Here is a 21,321-nt window from a genome sequence, read left to right on the forward strand (position 1 = left end):
GGGCATGATCGGCAAGCTCAAGGGTGTCGTCGACAGCTACGGCGAGGACCACGTCATCCTCGACGTGCATGGCGTCGGCTATCTGGTGCATTGTTCCGCACGGACGCTGCAGCAATTGCCGCCGGTGGGCGAGGTGGCCGTCCTCGCCATCGAGACCGTGGTGCGCGAGGATATGATCCGCCTCTATGGCTTCCGCACCGACGCCGAGCGGGAGTGGTTCCGCCTGCTGCAGACGGTGCAGGGGGTGGGCTCGCGCGTGGCGCTCGGCATACTCTCGGTGCTCGATCCGGGGGCCCTTGCCTCGGCGGTCGGCATGGGCGACAAGGCGGCCATCGCCCGCGCGCCGGGTGTGGGGCCGAAGCTCGCCGCCCGCATCATCGCGGAGCTGAAGGACAAGGCGCCGGTGTTCGGCGCCGTGGATCCGGCCGTCATCCGCCTCTCCGGTGCGGTGGCGGAGGGCGAAGCGCCGGCGGCGGTGGCCGATGCCGTCTCGGCGCTGGTCAATCTGGGCTACGGCCAGCCGCAGGCTGCGGCAGCCGTCGCCGCGGCCCTGAAAGCGGCGGGGGAGGACGCGCAGACCGCGAGCCTCATCCGCCTCGGCCTGAAGGAACTGGCGCGTTGATGTACGGTAAGGGAGAGGCCTGATGGCGGGCGAACGCCTCGTCAGCGCCGAACGGCGCGGCGATGATCCCGATGCGTCCCTGCGGCCGCTCGCTCTCAACGAGTTCATCGGCCAGGCGCAGGCGCGGGCCAATCTTGCCGTCTTCATCGAGGCGGCGAAGGCCCGAGGCGACGCGCTGGATCACGTGCTCTTTGTCGGCCCGCCGGGTCTCGGCAAGACGACGCTGGCGCAGATCGTGGCGCGCGAGCTCGGCGTCAACTTCCGCTCCACCTCCGGGCCCGTCATTGCCAAGGCCGGTGACCTCGCCGCCCAGCTCACCAATCTCGACGAGCGCGACGTGCTCTTCATCGACGAGATCCACCGCCTCAACCCGGCGGTGGAGGAAATTCTCTATCCGGCGATGGAGGACTACCAGCTCGACCTCATCATCGGCGAGGGGCCGGCGGCGCGCTCGGTCAAGATCGACCTGCCCAAGTTCACGCTCGTCGGAGCCACGACGCGCCAGGGCCTGCTGACGACGCCCCTGCGCGACCGTTTCGGCATTCCGATTCGCCTGCAATTCTACACGGTGGAGGAGCTGGAGCTCATCGTGAAGCGGGGCGCGCGCGTCATCGGCATCGGCATGAGCGACGACGGCGCCAACGAGATCGCCCGCCGCGCCCGCGGCACGCCACGCATCGCCGGCCGGCTCCTGCGCCGGGTGCGCGATTTCGCCGTGGTGGAAGGGGCGAACACGATCACCCGCGCCATTGCCGACAGGGCGCTGCAGCTGCTTGAGGTGGACGGCGCCGGGCTTGACCTGATGGACAGGCGCTATCTCTCCACGATCGCACTGTCCTTTGGCGGCGGGCCGGTGGGCATCGAGACAATCGCCGCCGCGCTGTCGGAGCCGCGCGACGCGATCGAGGAGATTATCGAGCCCTTCCTTATCCAGAAGGGTTTCGTGCAGCGAACGCCGCGCGGCCGGATTCTGACGCCGCACGCCTTCCGCCACCTCGGGCTCGAGGAGCCGAAGCGGGACGCGGTGCAGTTCGGCCTTTTCGGCAGTGACGACGAGGCCTGAGAGCGGTTCTTGTCGCGCAGGTGGCGTGCGAGGGGCGTGACGGCGGCCCATGGAAGGGACGAGATGGACGCACGAAGGGACGAGCCGATGACCACCGACTCCGCCGGGCGGCAGTGGCCACATCTTGCCGGCGTGCTCGAGGGGCGCACCCATATCTTGCCGGTGCGCGTCTATTACGAGGACACGGATTTCTCCGGCGTCGTCTATCACGCGAGCTATCTGCGCTTCCTTGAGCGCGGGCGCACCGACTTCCTGCGCGTCGCCGGCGTCTCCCAGTCGGACCTGCACGCGAACGGGCAGGGCCTCATCTTCGCGGTGCGGCGCATGACAATTGACTATCTCCAGCCGGCGCGCATGGACGACGTGCTGACGGTGGAGACGCGCACCGAGGAGGTGCGGGGCGCCTCGCTCGTCGTTGCCCAGCGCATCCTGCGCGGGGTGGACCTCATCGTCACGGCGGACGTGCGCGTCGCCGCCATCGCCGGCGGCCGGCCAGCGCGCATCCCGGACCATCTGCGCAAGATTCTGGGCGGCGGCGCCTAGCCTTCCGACCCCTGCATCGACAGCGCCCGCAAAGGCATGTAAGACCTCTTCACATGAGCTGGAAACGCAGCGGACCGGGCGGCTCCCGGGGCTATCATCACGGGAATCTGAAGGAGACGCTCGTTCGCGCCGCTCTCGCGCTCATCGCCGAGAAGGGGCCGGCCGGCTTCACCTTCGCGGAGGCGGCCCGCTGGGCAGGCGTCAGCCCGGCCGCGCCCTATCGCCATTTCCGCGACAGGGATGACCTGCTCGCCGATGTCGCACTGCGCGGTTTCACGCAGTTTGAGGCCGAGCTCGCGGCCGCATGGGCGGATGGTACGCCCGATCCGGGCACGGCCTTTGAGCGCCTCGGCAAGGCCTATCTCGCCTTCGCCCGCAACGAGCCGGCCTATTACTCGGCCATGTTCGAGGCTGGCATCTCGCTCGATGACAATCCGGAGCTGCGGCTGGCTGCCGAACGGGCCTTTACGGTGCTGCGCAACGCGGCGGATGCGCTCGTCGCCACCGCGCCTCCGGGCAAGCGGCCGCCTGCGCTGATGATGGCGCTGCACATCTGGGCCATGTCGCACGGCATCGCCTCCCTGTTCGCACGGGGTGATGCGGGCCGGCGCGCCCTGCCGATGACGCCCGAGGAGCTGCTGGAGGCGGGAATGCTCGTCTATCTCCAGGGGCTCGGCATCGGGGCCCCTGCGCAGGCCGGCGGGTAGCATGTGGGGCGGCCGTTTCCGGCCGCCGGGCCGTCAGGTCGCGAAGCGGAAGTGCAGGACGTCGCCGTCGGCGACCTCGTAGTCCTTGCCCTCGAGGCGCAGCTTGCCGGCATCGCGCGCGCCGGCCTCGCCCTTGAGCGCCACGTAGTCGTCATAGGCTATGGTCTCGGCGCGGATGAAGCCCTTCTCGAAGTCGCTGTGGATCACGCCCGCGGCCTGCGGCGCCTTTGTGCCGCGGGTGATGGTCCAGGCGCGCGCCTCCTTGGGGCCCACGGTGAAATAGGTGATGAGGCCGAGCAGCTCGTAGCCGGCGCGGATCACGCGGTTGAGGCCGGGCTCCTCGAGGTCGATGGCGGCGAGGTATTCGGCCTGCTCCTCCTCCGGCAGCACTGCGATCTCGCTCTCGATCTTGGCGGAGACGACGACAGCCTTGGCCTCTTCCTCCGCGGCGCGGGCGAAGACGCGGGCGGAGAACACGTTGCCGTCGCGGGCCGAGGCCTCGTCGACGTTGCACACGTAGAGCACCGGCTTCGACGTCAGCAGGCCGAGCATGGAGAAGGCGCGCTCCTCCTCCGGCTTGCGCTCGACGAGGCGCGCCGGCTTGCCGTCGCGCAGCAGCGTCAGGGCGCGGGAGACGAGGTCGAGCGTTTCCTTCGCCTCCTTGTCGCCGCCCCGGGCCTTCTTCTCGAGGGCGGTGACGCGCTTCTCGAGGCTTTCGAGGTCGGCCAGCATCAGCTCGGTCTCGATCGTCTCGATGTCGGCGATGGGATCGACCCTGCCCTCGACGTGGGTCACATCGCTGTCCTCGAAGCAGCGCACCACATGGGCGATGGCATCGACCTCACGGATGTTGGCGAGGAACTGGTTGCCGAGCCCCTCGCCCTTCGAGGCTCCGCGCACCAGACCGGCGATATCGACGAAGGTGAGCCGTGTCGGGATGATCTGCGCCGAGCCGGCGATCTCGGCCAGCTTGTTGAGGCGCGGATCGGGCACGGCGACCTCGCCCACGTTCGGCTCGATGGTGCAGAAGGGATAGTTGGCCGCCTGGGCCGCCGCCGTCTGCGTGAGCGCGTTGAAGAGGGTCGACTTGCCGACGTTGGGCAGGCCGACGATGCCGCATTTGAAACCCATTACCTATCCTCCGGCGCGTGCGCCCGGGCGTTTCACCTCGCCCCAGCCCCGCGCTTCCATCGCCAGATGCACCTTGTTCTGGAAAGTGGCGTCCTCGCCACGGGCGAGAAGGTCCGCAAACTCGCTGACAGCGCCCGTAAGATCCTCGACCCAGGGCTCCTCGGCCTTGGCGAAATCGCTGAGCACATAGGCGTGCACGAGCGCCTTGTCACCGGGATGGCCGATGCCGAGGCGCACGCGGCGGTAATCGTTGCCGACATGGGCGGAGATCGACCGCAGGCCGTTGTGGCCAGCGATGCCACCGCCTGTCTTCACCCGCAGCCTGGCGGGCGCGAGATCGAGTTCGTCGTGGAAGACGACGATGTCGCCGAGCGCGACCTTGAAGAAGCGCTGCGCCTCGCCGACGGCGCGGCCCGACTCGTTCATGTAGGTCTGGGGCTTCATGAGCAGGAGCCGCTTGCCGCCGATCACGGCCTCGGCCACCTCGCTCTGGAAGCGGCGGCGCCATGGGCCGGCCTGGTGCCGGCGGGCGATCTCGTCGATCGCCATGAAGCCGATGTTGTGGCGGTTGCGCGCATAGCGCGCGCCCGGATTGCCGAGCCCGACGAACAGCAGCATGGCGAAGCCCCGTCAGCGAAGGGGAGCATCCGATGCCCCCGAAACCCGGCGGGCCTGCTGCAAGCGGCCCTGCGGCGGGTTCGATCCCCGCGCCGGGGCGCGGGGAGACAGGCCGGGGCGGGCAGGGCCCGCCCCCGCGCGGGAGAATTACTTCTCCTCGGCCTCGGCGGCGGCAGCCTCGGCCTCCTCGGCGACGAGACCGGACGGCGCGACCAGCGTGGCGATGGTGAAGTCGCGGTCCTGGATCACCGGCTTGACGCCAGCCGGCAGCTTGACAGCCGAGATGTGGATGGAATCACCGATCTCGCGGCCCGTGAGGTCCACGTCGATCGAATCCGGGATGGCGTCGACGGGCACGATGAGCTCGACCGTGTGGCGCACGACGTTGAGCGTGCCGCCGCGCTTCAGGCCGGGCGAGGCCTCATGGTTGAAGAAGTGCACCGGCACCTCGACGTTGACGGTGGCGTCCTGCGTCACGCGCAGGAAGTCGACATGCAGGGGCATGTCCTTCACCGGGTCGAGCTGGTAGTCGCGCGGGATGGCGCGGGTCTTCTTGCCGTTAACGTCGATCTCGAACACCGTGGTGAGGAAGCCGCCGGCGAAGATCAGGCGCTTCGTCTCATTGAAATCGAGCGAGATCGGCTGCGGCGCCTCGCCGAGACCGTAGATGACTGCGGGAATACGGCCCTGACGGCGAACGGCACGGGCGGCCCCCTTGCCGACCCGCTCGCGAGCCGAGGCCTTGAGCTGCTTGACAGCGGACATGGCTTCGATCCTTCGTGGTACGGAACAGAAACGGCCGCGCTCGCGCACGGCCATTCACGTTCATCCGAACATGTGTGGCGCGCCCGTGCCTCCAGGGGTGTCTGGCGGGCGCGCCTTGCCTTTATCAGCAAGCCCCCGGTTTTGCAACGCTCGCCCGGCAAGCGTCAGCCCGGCTCACGTGCACGCTCCTCCACCATCTGTCGCGACAGCTCGGCGGCCGCGGCGGCGGAGGCGGGGCTGTCGCCGCCCTGCACGACGACGGCGTTTGAGGAGAAACGGACGCCGTTTTCGGTGAAGGCCTTGAACAGGCGCTTCACCGCCTCGCGCTGGATGAGGGCCTGCCGGCCCGGCTTGACCGTGAACTTGAAGCGGCAGACGAGGGCGTTCTCCTGCACGTCGGCCACGCCCTGCATCTTCAGTTGGCCGATGAAGTCCCGGCCGTATTCCTCGTGGGACAGCAACTCCTGCCCGACCTTCTTGGCGATCTTGCGCGCCTGCTCGACGTCGACATCACGTGCAAGGCGCAGGTTGAATTTCACCGTCGCCCAGTCGCGGCTGAAGTTGGTGACGGCGCCAAGTTGGCCGTAGGGAATGGTGTGGAACTGCCCGTTCTGGTGGCGGATGCGTAGCGAGCGCATGGAGATGCGCTCCACCATGCCCTTGTGGCTGCCGGCCTGGATGTATTCGCCGACGCGAAATGCATCATCCGCCAGGAAGAAGATGCCGGAGACGATGTCGCGCACCAGCGCCTGCGAGCCGAAGCTGAAGGCGAGGCCGAAGATGCCGGCACCGGCGAGGATGGGGCCGATGTTGACCCCGACATGCGACAGGGCGACGAGAACGGCCGTGGCCACGATGAGCACGCCCGCGAAGCCCTCGAGCAGCGGCAGCACCGACGCGAGCCGGCCCGCGGGGCGCGGAAGGCCGGCGGCATCGTGGTCGCCTTGGAGCGTCGTGGGCCCGTGGCCGAACCGCACGCGCGCCCAGCCGCGCAGCAGCTCGAACAGGATGTAGCCGACGACGAGGATGATGACCGCCGTCAGCAGCGCCTCACGCCAGGCGTGCCACTGCTCGTCGGTGAAGAGCCCGAAGACCTCGACCGCCCACAGCCGCACGAAGAAGGTCATGAGGGCGGTGACGGTGACCGCCAGCACGATGCGCCGCGCCGTGACCAGGATCTGCAGGAGGCGGGGCGAGCCGTGATCAGGTGCCGCGGTCTCCGCGGCGGCCGTCTCCGCCGGCCCCGCTTCCGTTCCGGCTTCCGACGCTGTCGCCTGCGCCCGTCCCGCTTCGGCAGCGCCCGCCTCCGCCGGCGGGGGGACAGGGGCAGCAGGGTGGCTGGTCCCGGTCGCCGGCGGTGCCTCCTGCTGCCGGCAGCAGGCGATTGCCTTGGCGAGGAAGCCGTCGAGCGTCGCCACGGCGAGTATCAGCAGCGCGGAGAAGACGGCGGCATGGTAGAGATCGAAGTCGAGCGTGACGATGCCGTAGATCCAGGCCAGCCAGACGAGCGCGATGACGATGTCGGCCGCCGCGACGACGGCGCGCGGCGCCGCCGCGTGGGTGAAGAAGCGGGCGAGCGTGGCGCCCGCGGCGCCCGCGGCGATCGTGCCGACAATGACGCCCAAGGCTTGCGCCGGCAGCTGCGCGATGCCGGCCCGGACGAAGACCGGCATGAGCGTGTAGAAGGCGATGAGGATGGCGAGCGTCGCTCCGGCGCCCGCGAGCACGGCGCGCACGCGCTCATCCCCGATGGCTACGAGCCGCAGACCGGACTCGCCCGGACGCAGCAGGATGAGCGGCAGCATCATGGCAAGCCGCCAGCGCACCATTGCCCCGACGATCGCCACGGCGAGCGCGTGCACTGGCGTGTCACCGCGCAGGAAGAACCGCGCCAGCAAGGCGGCGGCAGCGACCATGGCGATGAGGCCAATGACGTCGACGACGAGTCGCCTGGCGGCGCGCTTCAGCCAGAGGCGCCCGCTGTCCTGCGCCTGGGCCAGTGCCCCGCCGCCCATCGTCCGGACGAGCGTGGGCGCGAGAAGCGCCACCGCGCCAAGGAGAAAGGCGAGGGCAAGGAGGGGGCCGCCGTTGCCGCTTCCCTCCATGGCCTGCCAGGCATCGGCAAAGGCAGAGGGGATCTGCGGCGCAGCCATGAGCACGTCCCACAGGGCCCGTGCCGCTGAGCCGATGTGCCCGGCCAGGGTGTCGATGAAGCCTTCGGTGCCGCCGGTGAGGGGGCTGGCCTGCGCTTCTGCGACGATGCCGGTGGCGAGACTCGATCCGAGCGCTGCCGCTGTGCGCATACCCGCCCCCGAACGATCCATTGTAACACGATGGCGGCAGTAGCCGGCAGAATACAAGGAATTCTTACTGCCGGCCGCGGGCGACCGGCCGGTGCTGAAGGCGGCGAGCGGCCCGGCCGTGTGCCTCGGTCGCCCCTGTCTCGGCAACGGGGGCGAGCCCCGAGGCGCTGGATCAGCCCTTGCTCGCCCCCGTGCGGCGCGAGCCGGGCGGATGCCGGTCAACGACGAGAGCGCTTCTGCGCTTGTGGAGCATGGCGGCTATCCAGATGCCGCACCGCAGTACAAGTGCTATTGTTCCCGCGCGCCAACGCTGATAAGAGCCGCGCAGTTCAATATGTCCGGGTTGTGACGGCGCGACCCGAGGCAGTCGATCCGATCTAGTTCCACAGCTCCGCTCAACAAACGGGACCGCGCTGGATGAAACCCTCGATCAAGCTTGTCGCGGGCAACTCGAACCGTCCGCTCGCCGAGGCCATCTCGAACTACCTCGAGGTGCCGCTCGCGACCTGCCAGGTCAAGCGCTTTGCCGACATGGAGGTGTTCGTCGAGATCCAGGAGAACGTGCGTGGCGAGGATGTCTTCGTCATCCAGTCCACGTCGTTCCCGGCCAACGACCACCTGATGGAGCTGCTCATCATCATCGATGCGCTCCGTCGCTCCTCCGCCCGCCGCATCACGGCGGTGCTGCCCTATTTCGGCTATGCCCGGCAGGATCGTAAGCCAGGCCCGCGCACGCCGATCTCGGCCAAGCTCGTCGCCAACCTCATCACCCGTGCCGGTGCCGACCGCGTTCTGACGCTCGACCTGCACGCCGGCCAGATCCAGGGCTTCTTCGATATCCCGACCGACAATCTCTACGGTGCGCCGGTCATGGTGCGCGACATCCGCGAGCACATGGATCTCGCCAATGTCATGGTGGTCTCGCCGGACGTCGGCGGGGTGGTCCGTGCCCGCGCCCTTGCCAAGCGCATCGACGCGCCGCTCGCCATCGTCGACAAGCGCCGCGAGCGGCCCGGCGAATCGGAAGTGATGAACATCATCGGCGATGTCGAGGGGCGCTCCTGCATCCTTGTCGACGACATCATCGATTCCGGCGGCACGCTGTGCAACGCGGCCGACGCCCTGCTCGCCAAGGGCGCGCGGGAGGTCTACGCCTACTGCACGCACGGCGTGCTCTCGGGCGGGGCCGTGGCGCGCATCGCCTCCTCGCGCCTCAAGCAGCTCGTCATCACGGATTCCATCCAGCCGACTGAGGCCGTGAAGGTGGCGCCGAACATCCGCGTCATCACCATCGCGCCGCTCATCGGCGAGGCCATCGGCCGCACGGCGACGGAATCGAGCGTCTCGAGCCTGTTCGACTGATCGACCAGCGGGCCCGGCGATGACCGGGCCGCCCCTTTTGGCGTCGGTCACGAGTGCGCCATTTTCCTCTTTATGGCCCCATTCCCGCCAGTATGCTGCCCGGAGCGGCCTCTGGCCGGCGTGACGCCGTTTCCGCCGACGGCCTCTTGACCTTCTGTCCGCGCGGCGTCACCTCAACGCCATGACGGCGGACGACTCGAAGAGTGGAAGGGAGCCCGCGCTGCAGGACGATGCCGTTCGGGCGGAAGCGGGTGAGAACGGCGGTGAACTGCGCGAGATCGAGCATCTCGTCGCCGATGCGCCGGCCTCCGTGCGTGCCGGCGCCGAGGTGATCCGCGACTTCTGGAAGACGCTGCCCAACAGCCCCGGCGTCTATCGCATGATCGATGCCTTCGGCGACGTGCTCTACGTCGGCAAGGCGCGCAACCTGAAGAAGCGTGTCGCCAACTACGTGCGCGGCATCGGCCACGGCGGCAATCGCACCATGCGGATGATCGCCGAGACGGCGGCCATGGAATTCGTCACCACGCAGACGGAAACCGAGGCGCTGCTGCTGGAGGCCAATCTCATCAAGCAGCTGCGGCCGCGCTACAACGTGCTGCTGCGTGATGACAAGTCCTTCCCCTACATCCTCATTACGGGGGACCATCCCGCGCCGCAGCTCGTCAAGCACCGCGGGGCGCGCACGCGCAAGGGCAACTATTACGGCCCGTTCGCCAATGCCGGGGCGGTGACGCGCACCGTCAATGCCCTGCAGCGCGCCTTCCTGCTGCGCACCTGCTCCGACAGCTATTACGAGAACCGCACGCGCCCGTGCCTGCTGTTCCAGATCAAGCGATGCTCGGCCCCATGCACCGGCGAGATTTCGCTGGAGGACTACGGCCATCTCGTCGACGAGGCGCGCGGTTTCCTCTCGGGTCGCTCCACGGCCGTGAAGGAGATGCTGGCACGGGAGATGCAGGCCGCGTCCGATGCGCTCGAATTCGAGCGCGCGGCGCGCTACCGCGACCGTCTGGCCGCGTTGTCGGCCGTGCAGACGACCCAGGACATCAACCCGCAGGGCGTGGAAGAGGCGGATGTCTTCGCGCTTGACGAGCAGGCCGGGCAGTTCTGCGTGCAGGTGTTCTTCTTCCGCAACCACCAGAACTGGGGCAACCGGGCCTACTTTCCCAAGGCGGACCGCAGCATGCCGCCGGAGGAGGTGCTGACCTCCTTCATCGCCCAGTTCTACGACGACAAGCCCTGTCCGCGGCTTGTGCTCGTTTCGCACGATCTGCCCGAGCGCGAGCTGCTTGTGGAGGCGCTGTCGGCCCGTGCCGGGCACCGCGTCGAGATCGCGGCGCCGAAGCGCGGCGAGAAGCGCGACCTCGTGGCGCATGCGGCGCAGAACGCACGCGAGGCCCTCGGCCGCCGCCTCGCGGACACGAGCTCGCAGCGCAAGCTGCTCGCTGCGGTGGGCGAGGCGTTCGGTCTTGCCGCGCCGCCGCGCCGCATCGAGGTCTACGACAACTCGCACATCTCGGGCACGAATGCCGTCGGCGCCATGATCGTGGCGGGCCCCGACGGATTCATGAAGAGTCACTACCGCACCTTCAACATCCGCTCGCAGGAACTCACGCCGGGTGACGACTACGGCATGATGCGCGAGGTGATGCACCGACGGTTCTCGCGGCTGCTGAAGGAAGCACCGCGGCAGGCCGCCCCCGCGCCACAGGCGGAGTGCGCAGAGGACGAGCCTTTCCCCACCTGGCCGGACCTGGTGCTGATCGACGGCGGCAAGGGCCAGCTCGAGGCCGCGCGGCAGGTGCTCGCCGATCTCGGGATCACGGACGTGCCCCTCGTCGGCGTCGCCAAGGGGGCGGACCGTGACGCCGGGCGCGAGACCTTCGTCATCCCCGGCCGCGAGCCCTTCCGCCTGCCGCCGCGCGACCCGGCGCTCTATTTCATCCAGCGCCTGCGCGACGAGGCGCACCGCTTCGCCATCGGCACGCATCGCGCCAAGCGCAAGCGCGACATCGCCCGCAACCCGCTGGACGAGATCGTCGGCATCGGCCCCGCCCGCAAGCGGGCACTGCTGCACCACTTCGGCACGGCCAAGGCTGTCTCGCGCGCCTCGCTGGAGGATTTGCAGCGCGTGCCCGGGATCAATGCCGCAACCGCGCGACTCGTCTATGATTTCTTCCATGAGACGGACGTGCGATGAGGCGCCGTGATTGACGCCCCGCAACAGAAAAGGTTTGCTCGCCTGTGATGAGTGAGACTGCCACCACGCGCCGCAACGGTGCGCTGAGCCTGCCCAACCTGCTGACCTATGGCCGCATCGCGGCCGTGCCGGCGGTGGTTGTCTGCCTTTTCTGGCCCGAGGATGTGTGGACGCGCTGGATTGCCCTCGGCATCTACATTACGGCGGCGGTGACGGACTATCTCGACGGCTGGCTGGCGCGCGCCTGGTCGCAGCAGTCGGCGCTCGGGCGCATGCTCGATCCCATCGCCGACAAGCTGCTCGTGGCGGCGTGCCTGCTGATGCTTGCCTCGGACGGGACGATCCACGGCTGGAGCATGTGGGCGGGCATCATCATCCTGTGCCGGGAAATCCTCGTCTCGGGTCTCAGGGAGTTTCTGGCCGAGCTGCGCGTCAGCGTGCCGGTGACGCGGGTGGCCAAGTGGAAGACGACCTTCCAGCTCCTCGCCATTGGCTTTCTCGTCGCAGGGCCGGCGGGCGAGCGCGTGCTGCCCGGCACCATCACCATCGGCATCGTGCTGCTGTGGCTCTCGGCGGTGCTGACGCTCTACACCGGCTGGGACTACATGAAGGCTGGGATCAAGCATCTCGTCGAGGAGGATGCACTCCGGCCATGAAGATCGCCTATTTCGCCTGGGTGCGCGAGCGGATCGGCAAGAGCGAGGAGATCGTGACGCCGCCCGAGCATGTGCGGACGGTAGCTGACCTCGCCGAATGGCTGAAGGGCAGGGGAGAGGAATATGCCCATGCCTTCGCCGAGCCGGGCATGGTGCGCGCGGCGGTCGACCGGCGCCACGTCAAGCCCGATGCACCGATCGCGGGAGCGGCGGAGGTCGCCTTCTTCCCGCCCATGACGGGCGGCTGAGGCCATGGCCGACATCCGCGTGCAGGCGGCCGATTTCGACGTCGCAGCGGAAGTGGCGGCGGTGCAGGCCGGCGCGCAGGATGTCGGCGCCGTCGTCACCTTCACCGGCGTCTGCCGCAGCGATGGCGGGCGGCTCGCGGCGCTGGAGCTCGAGCACTACCCCGGCATGGCGGAGGAGGAGATCGCCCGTGTGGCGGCGGAGGCCGAAAGGCGCTGGCCGCTGAAGGGCCTGTGCGTCATCCACCGCTTTGGCCTCATCCGCCCAGGCGAGAACATCGTGCTCGTCGTCACCGCCTCGGCACACCGGCAGGCGGCCTTCGAGGCGGCGTCGTTCTTGATGGATTACCTCAAGACCCGCGCGCCCTTCTGGAAAAAGGAGCATCTCGCCGACGGCACCAGCGGCGGCTGGGTGGCGCCACGGCAGGAGGACGACGAGGCGACGGCCCGCTGGGAGTAAGGGGGCGCCCGCGCTGCACCGCCGCACGCAGCATGCTTCGGAACGCGAAAGGCCGGGGCGAACCCCGGCCTCGATTGCGCACGGTTGCAAACGGGCGTTCGTGAACGTCAGCTGCGGACGGCTCACGCCGCCTTGGCCTTCGGCTGCACCTCGGCCATGTAGTCCTCGAGCAGCGTCTTGGTGACAGCGCCCGGCACGAAGTTGTAGGGGCCGATCTCGGCGACCGGAGTCACCTCGGCAGCCGTGCCGGTGATGAAGCACTCCGAGAAGCTTTCCAGCTCGTTCGGCAGGATGGCGCGCTCGACCACCTCGATGCCGCGGCGCTTGGCCAGATCGATCACCGTGCGGCGAGTGATGCCATCGAGGAAGCAGTCCGGCGTCGGCGTGTGCAGCGCGCCGTCCTTCACGAAGAAGATGTTGGCGCCCGTGCACTCGGCGACCTGGCCGCGATAGTCGAGCATGAGGGCGTCGGCGTAGCCCTTGCGCTCGGCCTTGTGCTTGGAGATGGTGCAGATCATGTAGAGGCCGGCGGCCTTCGACTTGCACGGAATCGTCGCCGGATCCGGACGGCGATACTCGGCCATGTCGAGGCGGATGCCCTTCAGCCGCTGGGCCGGGTCGAAGTAGCTCGGCCATTCCCAGGTGGCGATGGCGAGATGAATCTTGTTGTGCTGGGCCGAGACGCCCATCATCTCCGACCCGCGCCAGGCGATGGGGCGCACGTAGGCGTCGACCTGACCGTTCTTCTCCAGCACGAGCCGCTTGGCAGCGTCGATCTCCTCAACCGTGTACGGGATCTCGAAGTCGAGGTACTCGGCCGACTTCTTCAGGCGCTGGGAGTGCTCGGTGGACTTGAAGATGGTGCCGCCGTAGGCGCGCTCGCCCTCGAAGACGCAGGAGGCGTAGTGGAGGCCGTGGGAGAGTACGTGCAGCGTCGCGTCCTTCCAGGGGACGAGCTTGCCATCGTACCAGATGACACCTTCACGCTGATCGAACGGAATGACTGACATTGGGAGATTCTCCTCACGACCTCGTCCGCGTCCGTGCCAGAGGGTCAGAATGATGCTCAAAAAGGCCCGGTAAAGTTCATTCGTTTCGCGGATCGCGCTTGACGAGTAACAATCGTCTTGAGATATGTCAATAAGGCTGACGTAACGGAGTGACGCATTGTCTGGAGCCCTTGCTGAGGCGCCGCCCGCGGCTGCGACCGAACCCGACGCCGAGCCGCATTTCGACGTCATTGAGCTTCTCTTCTTCGCCTATCGGGACTTCGTCAGCGATCCTGATCGCATCCTGACGGACTACGGCTTTGGCCGCGCCCATCACCGGGTGCTGCATTTCGTCAACCGGCAGCCGGGGCTCACCATCGCCGAGCTGCTCGACATCCTGCGCATCACCAAGCAGAGCCTCAACCGCGTGCTCAAGGAGCTGGTGGAGAAGGGCTTCATCGAGCAGCGCCCCGGGGTGCAGGACCGGCGCCAGCGCCTGCTGTTCCCCACTGCCAAGGGCCGCAGCCTGGCACTTGCGCTGTCCCGCCCGCAGGACGAGCGTATCCGCCGGGCCATCAACCGCTGCGGCGAAGAGGACCGCCAGGCGGCATTGCGCTTTCTTTTCGCCATGATCGATGAAAACGATCGCGACCATGTGGCGCGTCTCGTGTACGGTGCGGGCGAACGAAAGGGGCAGTGACGGGCACGCCGCCCGTCGGGGATGGACGGATGCGAAGGGCGATCTCGCTGGCGGATGATGCGCCGCACATTCTCGTGGTCGATGACGACAGGCGCCTACGTGATCTCCTCACACGCTTCCTCTGCGAGAACGGCTATCGCGTGACGCCGGCCGCCAATGCGGCCGAGGCCGAGTCGCGCCTCAGCCACATGGTGTTCGACCTCATGGTGCTCGACATCATGATGCCCGGCGAGAACGGCTTTGATTTCGCCAAGCGCCTGCGGATGCTGTCGGGCATGCCGATCCTGATGCTGACGGCGCGGGCCGACGCGGCCGACCGCGTGAAGGGGCTGGAGATCGGGGCGGATGACTATCTGCCCAAGCCCTTCGAGCCGCGCGAGCTGCTGCTGCGCGTGGGCAACATCCTCAAGCGGGCGTCCAACGGCGACGGGGCGCAGGCCCAGGCCGACACCATCCGCTTCGGCGAGTTCACCTTCCGGCTCGACCGCGGCGAGCTGCGCCGGGGCGAGGAGATCGTGCGCATCACCGACAGGGAGCGGGAGATCCTGAGCATCCTGGGCTCGCGCCCCGGCCAGCAAGTCCCGCGCGAGGCGCTCGCGGGGCTGGGCGCGGGTGCCAGCGAGCGGACGGTGGATGTGCAGATCAACCGCCTGCGCCGCAAGATCGAGCGCGACCCCGCCAATCCCGTACATCTGCAGACGGTCCGCGGCATCGGCTACAGGCTGCTCGTGGACGAATGACGTGACCCCATGAGCATGATCAGTGCGATGGGCCGCCCATCGGCCTACTTCCGCCGGGCCACGCGCTGGATCGGCTCGATGATGCCCAAGGGCCTCTACGCCCGCTCGCTCATCATCATCATAGCGCCGGTCGTCATCCTGCAGTCGATCGTCGCCTACGTTTTCATGGAGCGGCACTGGCAGCTCGTCACGCGGCGGCTGTCGTCGGCGGTGTCCGGCGACATCGCGGCCCTCATCCACGTCTACGAGAGCTATCCGCAGGACCCGGAGGCAACGACCCTCACGCGCATCGCTGCCGAGGACCTGGGGCTCGACGTTGACATCCTGCCCGGCGAGGAGCTGCCGCCGCCAGGGCCCAAGCCCTTCTTCTCCATCCTCGACAGCGTCCTGTCGGACGAGATCCGCAAGCAGGTGGCGCGCCCGTTCTGGATCGACACCGTCGGCCGCTCCAACCTCATCGAGATCCGCGTCAAGCTCGACAAGGTTGTGATGCGCATCATCGCGCGGCGCAGCCTTGCCTACGCGTCGAACTCGCACATCTTCCTCGTGTGGATGGTGACGGCATCGCTCGTCCTGCTCGCCGTTGCCATCCTCTTTCTGCGCAATCAGATCAAGCCCATCCTGCGCCTTGCCGACGCCGCGGAAGCCTTCGGCAAGGGCCGAGAGGTCGAGTTTCACCCGCGCGGGGCGCGTGAGGTGCGGCGGGCGGGCCAGGCCTTCCTCGAGATGAAGCAGCGCGTGGAACGTGCCATCGAGCAGCGCACGACCATGCTGAACGGCGTCAGCCACGACCTGCGCACCATCCTGACGCGGTTCAAGCTGTCGCTGGCCATGCTGGAGGACACGCCGGACGTCGAGGCCCTGCGCAAGGATGTCGACGAGATGTCCCGCATGCTGGAGGCCTATCTCGCCTTCGCGCGCGGGGATGCCGGCGAGCAGCCGGCGCCGACCGACATGCGCGCCCTGCTGGAGGACCTCAAGGCCGATCTCGAGCGCCAAGGCCATGCGACGCGCCTCAACGTGGCCGACGACCTCGTCGTCACCGTGCGGCCGGACGCTTTCCGGCGCCTTCTCGTCAACCTCGTTGCCAATGCGGCCCGGCACGGCGACACCATCGCCATCAATGCTGTGCGTGACCTGCGCTGGCTCATCGTGACGGTGGACGACGACGGGCCGGGCGTGCCGGAGGAGATGCGCGAGGAGGTGTTCAAGCCCTTCGTCCGCCTCGACGAGGCGCGCAATGTGGACGACGGCGGCACCGGGCTGGGGCTCGCCATCGCCCGCGACATCGCCCGCTCGCATGGCGGCGACGTGACGCTGATGGACAGCCCGCTGGGCGGCCTGCGCGCGATGGTGCGGGTGCCGGTGTAGTCCGGCCTCAGTAGAGCCGTCCCCCGTTCGGCACGGGACGATCTGGGCCGATGAGCATGACGTTGCCCTCGGCGTCCGGAACGCCGAGCGTCAGCACCTCGGACATGAAGGGGCCGATCTGGCGCGGCGGGAAGTTGACGACCGCCAGCACCTGCCGGCCGACGAGGTCCTCGGGCCGGTAGTTCTGCGTGATCTGGGCGGATGACTTCCTGCGCCCGATGTCGCCGCCGAAGTCGATCAGGAGCTTGAACGCCGGCTTGCGGGCTTCCGGAAAGGGTGAGACCTCGACGATGGTGCCGACGCGGACGTCGACCTTGAGGAAATCGTCGAAGGTGATGCGCTCGCTGACAGGGGCCGTCGTCGTCATGGGCTGGCGTTCTCCATCGTTGGCTGGCGCCGCCGCATGTGCCGCCGGCGACGCGTCATGGCAAGAGCATCGCGCAGGGTGTGCCCATGCCGGCATGGAGAACCGGGCCCGGACGGCAGAAAATTCCGCCGGCGGGCGCCTGTCGGCAGATCCTGTCGCGCTGTCGTGTCAGATGGCTGGCGCGAAGGATTCGTTGTCGTCGCCGTCGGTGTCGCGGCGGCTGCGTTCGCGCTGCCGTTCGCGCCGGTAGCGCCTGTTGCTCGCCCGCCCTTCGCAGAAGACCCGCGCAGCGGCGCGGAAGGGGGCGGCCAGGCGATAGGCGTCTTCGGCGCAGCGCAGCATGCGCTCCCCCCGTGTCAGCTCGCGGTCGAGGCGCGCCATCGTCGCGGCGAGGGCGGGGTCGTCGTCGTTGTACCACGTGTCGAGAACACGGGCGTAGACGAGGACGGCGCCCTGCAGGCGCACGTGGCCCATCGAGCCTTCCGTGTCGATGCCCGCGGCCTCCAGCATGAAGCGCATGGAATTGAGCGTGAGCCGCGCGAGCTCGGGCAGGGCCGTCAGTTCGCGCCGCAGGCCGCGGGACAGGCGTTTGAGCGCGGCCCGGTAGGGGGCGAGCGCATCGAGCCGGCGCATGATGATGTCGAAGACGCGCTCCCGGGCCGGCTGGTCGGCCATGCTGTCCGGCGCGCCGGGCGCGGGCAGGGCCTCCAGCACCGCCTTGTCGATGCGGCGGCTGAATTCGGCGAGAACGGCGCCCTTGGAGGGGAAGGCGCCGCGGAAGTCGGCGAGGGAGACGCCGGCTTCGGCAGCGATGTCGGAGAGGCGGATCGCGTCCCAGTCCCGCTCGGCAGCGAGGCGCATGAGGGCCTCGACGATGTCACCGCGGATGTCGCGGGCCTTTTCGGTGGCCTTGGCTGCCATGTCGTCCTCCTCGATGCATGGTCGAACATCAAAGATAGGCATTGCAGCCGGTACCGGAAGCGCAAAACGCACCGGCCGGCGCGATCCTGCGCTCCGCCGGTCACGGGCATGCGGGCAGCACGCGGGGACAGGCGCCCCGCGGCGCCATCGGGCTCGTCGTCAGCCGGACAGCTCGCCGGCCCTCCTCCGTGCGGCGGCGACAGCCTTCGTGAGGAGCGGCTGCAGGCCGTCCTTCGCCATCAGTACGTCGAGGGCAGCGGCTGTCGTGCCGCCGGGGGAGGTCACGTTCTGGCGCAGCTTGGACGGGGGCAGGTCGGACTGGTGCAGCAACTCGCCTGCGCCGATCACGGTTGCGCGAGCGAGCCGGGCGGCAAGGTCCGGCGGCAGGCCGGCGGCGGTGCCCGCCTCGGCGAGGCATTCGGCCAGATAGAAGACATAGGCCGGGCCGGAGCCCGAGACGGCCGTGACGGCATCGATCAGGCGCTCGTCGTCGAGCCATTCGACGGTGCCAACGCCCCGGAGCAGGCTGTCGGCGATGATGCGCCGCTCCTGGCTGGTCTCGCGGCCGGTCACGGCGGCGGTGACGCCTCGGCGCACGGCAGCGGGCAGGTTCGGCATGGCGCGGACGATGGCGCCGGCTGCCGGCAGGCGCGCGCGCAGGTTCGCGATGGTCTTGCCGGCGAGGATGGAGACGACCAGCGTCTCGCTGCCGGCGAGATGCGCGATGGTCGGAGCGGTGGCATCGAGCGACTGCGGCTTGATGGCGAGGACGAGTGCTGCAGGGGGCGCCACCTCCTCGATCGGCGGGTTGAGCCGAAAGCCCTTGTCGCGCGCGAGAGCCGTGATCTCCGGCGAGGGGTGCGGATCGAGAACGGTTACGGCCTGCGGCGAGAGGCCGTTGGCGAGCCAGCCGTCGAGCATGGCGCCGCCCATCTTGCCTGCGCCGACGAGAACGAGCGTTTCAGGAAATACGAGAGTCATCGGGCCCTATCCGAGAAGACCGACCGGCGCCGAAGCGCGGTCCGATGGCCGCTCTTGTAGGCCGGAGCGGCGCAACTTGCCACCGGGACCACGCAGTCTGCGTCGTCAGGCCTCGCCCTCGGTCTCGAACAGGACGCTGTCCAGCGCCTCGCGGGCGCTCTTGCCCGCCCACAGCACGAACTGGAAGGCCTGGTAGTGGCGTTCGCAGGCATCGATGGCGGTGCGCAGCATGCTCTCATACTGGCTGCGCGTCGGCTCCGCCCCGCCACTCAGCAGCAGCGCGTGGCGGAACATGACGACGTTCTGCGCGCTCCACAGGTCAAAATGGCCGACCCACAGCTGCTCGTTGATGAGGGAGACGAGCTGCAGCAGCTCCGCCCTGCGCCGCTCGGGCACCTTGAGGTCGAAGGCACAGGCGACATGCACCGCCTCCATGTCCTCGATCCAAGTGAAGGCGATGTGGTATTCGGTCCAGGCGCCGGCGACCGAGATCGACATCTCGTCGTCCTCGACCCGGTCGAAAGTCCAGTCGTTGATGGAGGCGAGCCGCTCGACGACGTCGAGCGGATGTTCGCTGCGTTCGTAATCAAACTCGACGTGGGTCATTGCCGATACCTCGGCTCGCTCGGACGTTTCGGGCAACCGGCCGTCAGGCGCGGCCGCCGTGAAGCAACGCAGTACACGGGCGACGCGACCACGCCGCTGGCGCTATATTTCGAAGAGATATCGCGCCAACGACGTATTCGTTACAGGCGTTTGATCCGAATAGACCGACCGTCTGTGACGAATCACCTTTCCCTTCGACTATAGCGCGCCGGAGTCCCGACGCACAGAACACAGTTGAACGCTCGGAGATTCGTGGCCTGGCTACAACCGGTGCGGCGACCCTGTCCACAAGCGATACGTGTAACGCCGGGCGACTGCCGGCATGCCGACGGTCAGCGCGGCTGCTGCCAGAGGTGACCAGAACCCGGAGATGCGGCGCCGCTCACGTCTGGAGAGCCGGTTTCGCTTGACAAGACCGCGGGTCGCGCCTACCTATGTAAATGTGATTAACATTCACAGCCGATCGACACTCACGGATGGAGCCCAGTCATGCCGATCGCGGCGAAGCTCGACGAGATGGGACGGGGGGCATGGATTGCGCTCACGATCCTCGGCTTCCTCGTCTGGTGGCCTCTCGGCCTTTTTGTCCTGATGTACTCAATGTGGAGCGGACGCATGATGTGCGGAAGAGGCAGTGATCGTTGGGAGCAGAAGATGATGCGCCTGCAGGAGAAGATGGACCGCCTGCGCGCGCGCATGGAAGGCCGCGGCGGCTGGACGGGCAGCTCCAGCGGCAATCGGGCATTCGACGAGTATCGTGAGGAGACGCTGCGTCGGCTCGAGGAGGAGCAGCGCGAGTTCAAGGTCTTCCTCGACAAGCTGCGCTTCGCCAAGGACAAGGCGGAGTTCGACCAGTTCATGGCCGAGCGTCGCCAGCGCCCGCAGCCCGACGCACCCGCGGCGTGATGCCGCCGGGGACCGTTTCCGATCCTTGCCGACGCCCGCCCTCCGGCGGGCGTTTTCGCATGCCGGCGAGGCCGCCGCCGGCTCGCCTGCCCTCGAATGCGCCGCAACCCGGAAACCCGGCGTTAACCTTGCGGAGCGACTAACTGTATGGACGGCAAGTATCTGTTGCGAGGGAAGGGAGGGCCGGGAACGCCCTCATTTCGACAGATTCGGAAGCGACTTGAGCAGCTGCGCGACGCTTCCGGAATTTCGACAGCCTGCCGTTTGCCGTTGATGACGGCAAATGCCGCGGCGCATGCGGCGCGCGAGAGTGCAAAAGGACAAGCGAATGGACCCCGCCGAAGTGACGCAAGGTGCCTTGCAGGCCGTGAACGAGGTGTCCCTCTGGGGGTTGTTCTGGCAGGCCCATTTCGTCGTCAAGCTCGTGATGCTCGGCCTGCTGGGGGCCTCCGTCTGGTCCTGGGCCATCATCGTCGACAAGACGCTTCTGTTCATGCGCACCCGGCGGCAGATGGACCGTTTCGAGGAGGTCTTCTGGTCCGGCCAGTCGCTGGAGGAGCTGTACCGCTCGCTCGCGAGCAGGCCGGTCTCCGGCATGGCGGCCCTGTTCGTGGCCGCCATGCGGGAGTGGAAGCGCTCCTTCGAGGGCGGCGGCCGGGCAGTGGCCAGCCTCGCCCAGCGCATCGACAAGGTGCTCGACGTGTCGATCCAGCGTGAGGTGGAGCGGCTCGAGTCCAAGCTGCTGGTGCTCGCCACCATCGGCTCGGCCTCGCCGTTCATCGGCCTGTTCGGCACAGTCTGGGGCATCATGACCTCCTTCCGCTCCATCGCGGCCTCGAAGAACACGAGTCTTGCTGTCGTCGCCCCGGGCATCGCCGAGGCGCTCTTCGCCACGGCCATCGGTCTCTTCGCCGCCATTCCGGCCGTGATCGCCTACAACCGGCTGCAGGCCGAGGCGGCGAAGGCGCAGGGGCGGCTCGAGGGCTTTGCCGACGAGTTCTCCGCCATCCTGTCCCGGCAGATCGACGAACGCGTGGCCGCCTGAGGCGGGCTGCAGTCAGG

At 68.2% G+C, this 21,321-nt stretch carries 23 protein-coding genes; 14 read left to right on the forward strand and 9 right to left on the reverse strand.

All coding sequences use genetic code 11. From position 1 onward, the window contains the following. Positions 1 to 4: 4 nt before the first annotated feature. The 4 genes from ruvA to HNQ73_RS07620 all read left to right on the forward strand — a co-directional run bounded on the left by ruvA (position 5) and on the right by HNQ73_RS07620 (position 2,935). Positions 5 to 622 carry a Holliday junction branch migration protein RuvA gene (gene ruvA / locus HNQ73_RS07605; protein WP_183333860.1) on the forward strand — a complete coding sequence of 206 codons (618 nt, stop codon included), beginning with the start codon at positions 5 to 7 and terminating at the stop codon, positions 620 to 622. 22 nt (positions 623 to 644) lie between these two features. After that, complete coding sequence (ruvB, locus tag HNQ73_RS07610) at positions 645 to 1,685, forward strand: Holliday junction branch migration DNA helicase RuvB (RefSeq protein WP_183333862.1); 1,041 nt, start codon at positions 645 to 647, stop codon at positions 1,683 to 1,685. 87 nt (positions 1,686 to 1,772) lie between these two features. Continuing rightward, positions 1,773 to 2,228, forward strand: coding sequence for a tol-pal system-associated acyl-CoA thioesterase (ybgC, locus tag HNQ73_RS07615; RefSeq protein WP_244649976.1), 456 nt, complete (start codon positions 1,773 to 1,775; stop codon positions 2,226 to 2,228). Between the two features lie 53 nt (positions 2,229 to 2,281). After that, positions 2,282 to 2,935, forward strand: coding sequence for a TetR/AcrR family transcriptional regulator (locus tag HNQ73_RS07620; RefSeq protein WP_183333866.1), 654 nt, complete (start codon positions 2,282 to 2,284; stop codon positions 2,933 to 2,935). 33 nt (positions 2,936 to 2,968) lie between these two features. On the opposite strand, the gene ychF is transcribed toward HNQ73_RS07620, so the two are convergent. The 4 genes from ychF to HNQ73_RS07640 all read right to left on the reverse strand — a co-directional run bounded on the left by ychF (position 2,969) and on the right by HNQ73_RS07640 (position 7,752). After that, entirely contained in the window at positions 2,969 to 4,066 is a 1,098-nt protein-coding gene (gene ychF / locus HNQ73_RS07625) for a redox-regulated ATPase YchF (RefSeq protein ID WP_183333868.1), read from the reverse strand. A 3-nt stretch (positions 4,067 to 4,069) separates the two neighbouring features. Beyond that, complete coding sequence (gene pth, locus HNQ73_RS07630; RefSeq protein ID WP_183333870.1) at positions 4,070 to 4,684, reverse strand: aminoacyl-tRNA hydrolase; 615 nt, start codon at positions 4,682 to 4,684, stop codon at positions 4,070 to 4,072. Positions 4,685 to 4,831: 147 nt separating this feature from the next. Continuing rightward, a complete protein-coding gene (locus HNQ73_RS07635) occupies positions 4,832 to 5,449 on the reverse strand; it encodes a 50S ribosomal protein L25/general stress protein Ctc (RefSeq protein ID WP_183333872.1) in 618 nt (205 codons plus the stop codon). A gap of 164 nt (positions 5,450 to 5,613) precedes the next feature. Further along, the gene (locus HNQ73_RS07640) at positions 5,614 to 7,752 is read right to left on the reverse strand and encodes a mechanosensitive ion channel family protein (RefSeq protein WP_183333874.1); all 2,139 of its coding nucleotides are present in this window, start codon (positions 7,750 to 7,752) and stop codon (positions 5,614 to 5,616) included. Positions 7,753 to 8,169: 417 nt separating this feature from the next. Between HNQ73_RS07640 and HNQ73_RS07645 the strand changes: the two genes are divergently transcribed. The 5 genes from HNQ73_RS07645 (at position 8,170) to HNQ73_RS07665 (ending at position 12,678) form a co-directional block, all read left to right on the forward strand. Continuing rightward, complete coding sequence (locus tag HNQ73_RS07645) at positions 8,170 to 9,114, forward strand: ribose-phosphate pyrophosphokinase (RefSeq protein ID WP_183333876.1); 945 nt, start codon at positions 8,170 to 8,172, stop codon at positions 9,112 to 9,114. A 181-nt stretch (positions 9,115 to 9,295) separates the two neighbouring features. Continuing rightward, positions 9,296 to 11,317, forward strand: coding sequence for an excinuclease ABC subunit UvrC (uvrC, locus tag HNQ73_RS07650; RefSeq protein WP_244649974.1), 2,022 nt, complete (start codon positions 9,296 to 9,298; stop codon positions 11,315 to 11,317). Between the two features lie 47 nt (positions 11,318 to 11,364). Further along, positions 11,365 to 11,973 carry a CDP-diacylglycerol--glycerol-3-phosphate 3-phosphatidyltransferase gene (gene pgsA / locus HNQ73_RS07655; RefSeq protein WP_183333878.1) on the forward strand — a complete coding sequence of 203 codons (609 nt, stop codon included), beginning with the start codon at positions 11,365 to 11,367 and terminating at the stop codon, positions 11,971 to 11,973. Further along, positions 11,970 to 12,221 carry a molybdopterin converting factor subunit 1 gene (gene moaD, locus HNQ73_RS07660; protein WP_183333880.1) on the forward strand — a complete coding sequence of 84 codons (252 nt, stop codon included), beginning with the start codon at positions 11,970 to 11,972 and terminating at the stop codon, positions 12,219 to 12,221. Before pgsA ends, moaD begins: the two co-directional genes overlap by 4 nt. A gap of 4 nt (positions 12,222 to 12,225) precedes the next feature. Then, positions 12,226 to 12,678, forward strand: coding sequence for a molybdenum cofactor biosynthesis protein MoaE (locus HNQ73_RS07665; protein WP_183333882.1), 453 nt, complete (start codon positions 12,226 to 12,228; stop codon positions 12,676 to 12,678). Positions 12,679 to 12,800: 122 nt separating this feature from the next. Here HNQ73_RS07665 and HNQ73_RS07670 read toward each other — a convergent pair whose 3' ends face one another. Beyond that, on the reverse strand, positions 12,801 to 13,688 hold the full coding sequence (locus tag HNQ73_RS07670) for a branched-chain amino acid aminotransferase (protein WP_183333884.1): 888 nt from the start codon (positions 13,686 to 13,688) through the stop codon (positions 12,801 to 12,803). Positions 13,689 to 13,845: 157 nt separating this feature from the next. On the opposite strand from HNQ73_RS07670, the gene HNQ73_RS07675 reads away from it, so the two are divergent. From HNQ73_RS07675 to HNQ73_RS07685, 3 genes are read left to right on the forward strand one after another with little or no spacing between them, the layout of a single operon-like run. Beyond that, the gene (locus tag HNQ73_RS07675) at positions 13,846 to 14,367 is read left to right on the forward strand and encodes a MarR family winged helix-turn-helix transcriptional regulator (protein WP_183333887.1); all 522 of its coding nucleotides are present in this window, start codon (positions 13,846 to 13,848) and stop codon (positions 14,365 to 14,367) included. A 29-nt stretch (positions 14,368 to 14,396) separates the two neighbouring features. Continuing rightward, positions 14,397 to 15,107, forward strand: a complete 711-nt coding sequence (locus tag HNQ73_RS07680) for a response regulator (RefSeq protein WP_183333889.1) — start codon at positions 14,397 to 14,399, stop codon at positions 15,105 to 15,107. Between the two features lie 9 nt (positions 15,108 to 15,116). After that, positions 15,117 to 16,478, forward strand: a complete 1,362-nt coding sequence (locus HNQ73_RS07685; protein WP_183333891.1) for an ATP-binding protein — start codon at positions 15,117 to 15,119, stop codon at positions 16,476 to 16,478. Positions 16,479 to 16,485: 7 nt separating this feature from the next. On the opposite strand, the gene HNQ73_RS07690 is transcribed toward HNQ73_RS07685, so the two are convergent. The 4 genes from HNQ73_RS07690 to HNQ73_RS07705 form a co-directional block, all read right to left on the reverse strand. Next, complete coding sequence (locus HNQ73_RS07690; RefSeq protein ID WP_183333893.1) at positions 16,486 to 16,845, reverse strand: tRNA-binding protein; 360 nt, start codon at positions 16,843 to 16,845, stop codon at positions 16,486 to 16,488. A gap of 168 nt (positions 16,846 to 17,013) precedes the next feature. Further along, a complete protein-coding gene (locus HNQ73_RS07695) occupies positions 17,014 to 17,766 on the reverse strand; it encodes a TetR family transcriptional regulator (RefSeq protein WP_183333894.1) in 753 nt (250 codons plus the stop codon). Positions 17,767 to 17,925: 159 nt separating this feature from the next. Continuing rightward, on the reverse strand, positions 17,926 to 18,747 hold the full coding sequence (proC, locus tag HNQ73_RS07700) for a pyrroline-5-carboxylate reductase (protein ID WP_183333897.1): 822 nt from the start codon (positions 18,745 to 18,747) through the stop codon (positions 17,926 to 17,928). A 105-nt stretch (positions 18,748 to 18,852) separates the two neighbouring features. Continuing rightward, entirely contained in the window at positions 18,853 to 19,353 is a 501-nt protein-coding gene (locus tag HNQ73_RS07705) for a type III secretion system chaperone family protein (RefSeq protein WP_183333899.1), read from the reverse strand. A gap of 489 nt (positions 19,354 to 19,842) precedes the next feature. Here HNQ73_RS07705 and HNQ73_RS07710 point away from each other — a divergent pair, with 489 nt between their 5' ends. Then, complete coding sequence (locus HNQ73_RS07710) at positions 19,843 to 20,259, forward strand: DUF2852 domain-containing protein (protein WP_183333901.1); 417 nt, start codon at positions 19,843 to 19,845, stop codon at positions 20,257 to 20,259. A 328-nt stretch (positions 20,260 to 20,587) separates the two neighbouring features. Beyond that, complete coding sequence (tolQ, locus tag HNQ73_RS07715) at positions 20,588 to 21,304, forward strand: protein TolQ (protein WP_183333902.1); 717 nt, start codon at positions 20,588 to 20,590, stop codon at positions 21,302 to 21,304. Positions 21,305 to 21,321: the final 17 nt, after the last annotated feature.

Origin of the sequence: Chelatococcus composti (assembly GCF_014201415.1) — a bacterium.
GTDB classification, from domain to species: domain Bacteria; phylum Pseudomonadota; class Alphaproteobacteria; order Rhizobiales; family Beijerinckiaceae; genus Chelatococcus_A; species Chelatococcus_A composti.

Bases quoted from the DNA above. Each gene is read 5' to 3' on its own strand.
- ruvA (WP_183333860.1), top strand. From the start codon at position 5: ATGATCGGCAAGCTCAAGGGTGTCGTCGACAGCTACGGCGAGGACCAC.
- ruvB (WP_183333862.1), top strand. From the start codon at position 645: ATGGCGGGCGAACGCCTCGTCAGCGCCGAACGGCGCGGCGATGATCCC.
- ybgC (WP_244649976.1), top strand. From the start codon at position 1,773: ATGACCACCGACTCCGCCGGGCGGCAGTGGCCACATCTTGCCGGCGTG.
- HNQ73_RS07620 (WP_183333866.1), top strand. From the start codon at position 2,282: ATGAGCTGGAAACGCAGCGGACCGGGCGGCTCCCGGGGCTATCATCAC.
- ychF (WP_183333868.1), bottom strand. From the start codon at position 4,066: ATGGGTTTCAAATGCGGCATCGTCGGCCTGCCCAACGTCGGCAAGTCG.
- pth (WP_183333870.1), bottom strand. From the start codon at position 4,684: ATGCTGCTGTTCGTCGGGCTCGGCAATCCGGGCGCGCGCTATGCGCGC.
- HNQ73_RS07635 (WP_183333872.1), bottom strand. From the start codon at position 5,449: ATGTCCGCTGTCAAGCAGCTCAAGGCCTCGGCTCGCGAGCGGGTCGGC.
- HNQ73_RS07640 (WP_183333874.1), bottom strand. From the start codon at position 7,752: ATGCGCACAGCGGCAGCGCTCGGATCGAGTCTCGCCACCGGCATCGTC.
- HNQ73_RS07645 (WP_183333876.1), top strand. From the start codon at position 8,170: ATGAAACCCTCGATCAAGCTTGTCGCGGGCAACTCGAACCGTCCGCTC.
- uvrC (WP_244649974.1), top strand. From the start codon at position 9,296: ATGACGGCGGACGACTCGAAGAGTGGAAGGGAGCCCGCGCTGCAGGAC.
- pgsA (WP_183333878.1), top strand. From the start codon at position 11,365: ATGAGTGAGACTGCCACCACGCGCCGCAACGGTGCGCTGAGCCTGCCC.
- moaD (WP_183333880.1), top strand. From the start codon at position 11,970: ATGAAGATCGCCTATTTCGCCTGGGTGCGCGAGCGGATCGGCAAGAGC.
- HNQ73_RS07665 (WP_183333882.1), top strand. From the start codon at position 12,226: ATGGCCGACATCCGCGTGCAGGCGGCCGATTTCGACGTCGCAGCGGAA.
- HNQ73_RS07670 (WP_183333884.1), bottom strand. From the start codon at position 13,688: ATGTCAGTCATTCCGTTCGATCAGCGTGAAGGTGTCATCTGGTACGAT.
- HNQ73_RS07680 (WP_183333889.1), top strand. From the start codon at position 14,397: ATGCGAAGGGCGATCTCGCTGGCGGATGATGCGCCGCACATTCTCGTG.
- HNQ73_RS07685 (WP_183333891.1), top strand. From the start codon at position 15,117: ATGAGCATGATCAGTGCGATGGGCCGCCCATCGGCCTACTTCCGCCGG.
- HNQ73_RS07690 (WP_183333893.1), bottom strand. From the start codon at position 16,845: ATGACGACGACGGCCCCTGTCAGCGAGCGCATCACCTTCGACGATTTC.
- HNQ73_RS07695 (WP_183333894.1), bottom strand. From the start codon at position 17,766: ATGGCAGCCAAGGCCACCGAAAAGGCCCGCGACATCCGCGGTGACATC.
- proC (WP_183333897.1), bottom strand. From the start codon at position 18,747: ATGACTCTCGTATTTCCTGAAACGCTCGTTCTCGTCGGCGCAGGCAAG.
- HNQ73_RS07705 (WP_183333899.1), bottom strand. From the start codon at position 19,353: ATGACCCACGTCGAGTTTGATTACGAACGCAGCGAACATCCGCTCGAC.
- HNQ73_RS07710 (WP_183333901.1), top strand. From the start codon at position 19,843: ATGCCGATCGCGGCGAAGCTCGACGAGATGGGACGGGGGGCATGGATT.
- tolQ (WP_183333902.1), top strand. From the start codon at position 20,588: ATGGACCCCGCCGAAGTGACGCAAGGTGCCTTGCAGGCCGTGAACGAG.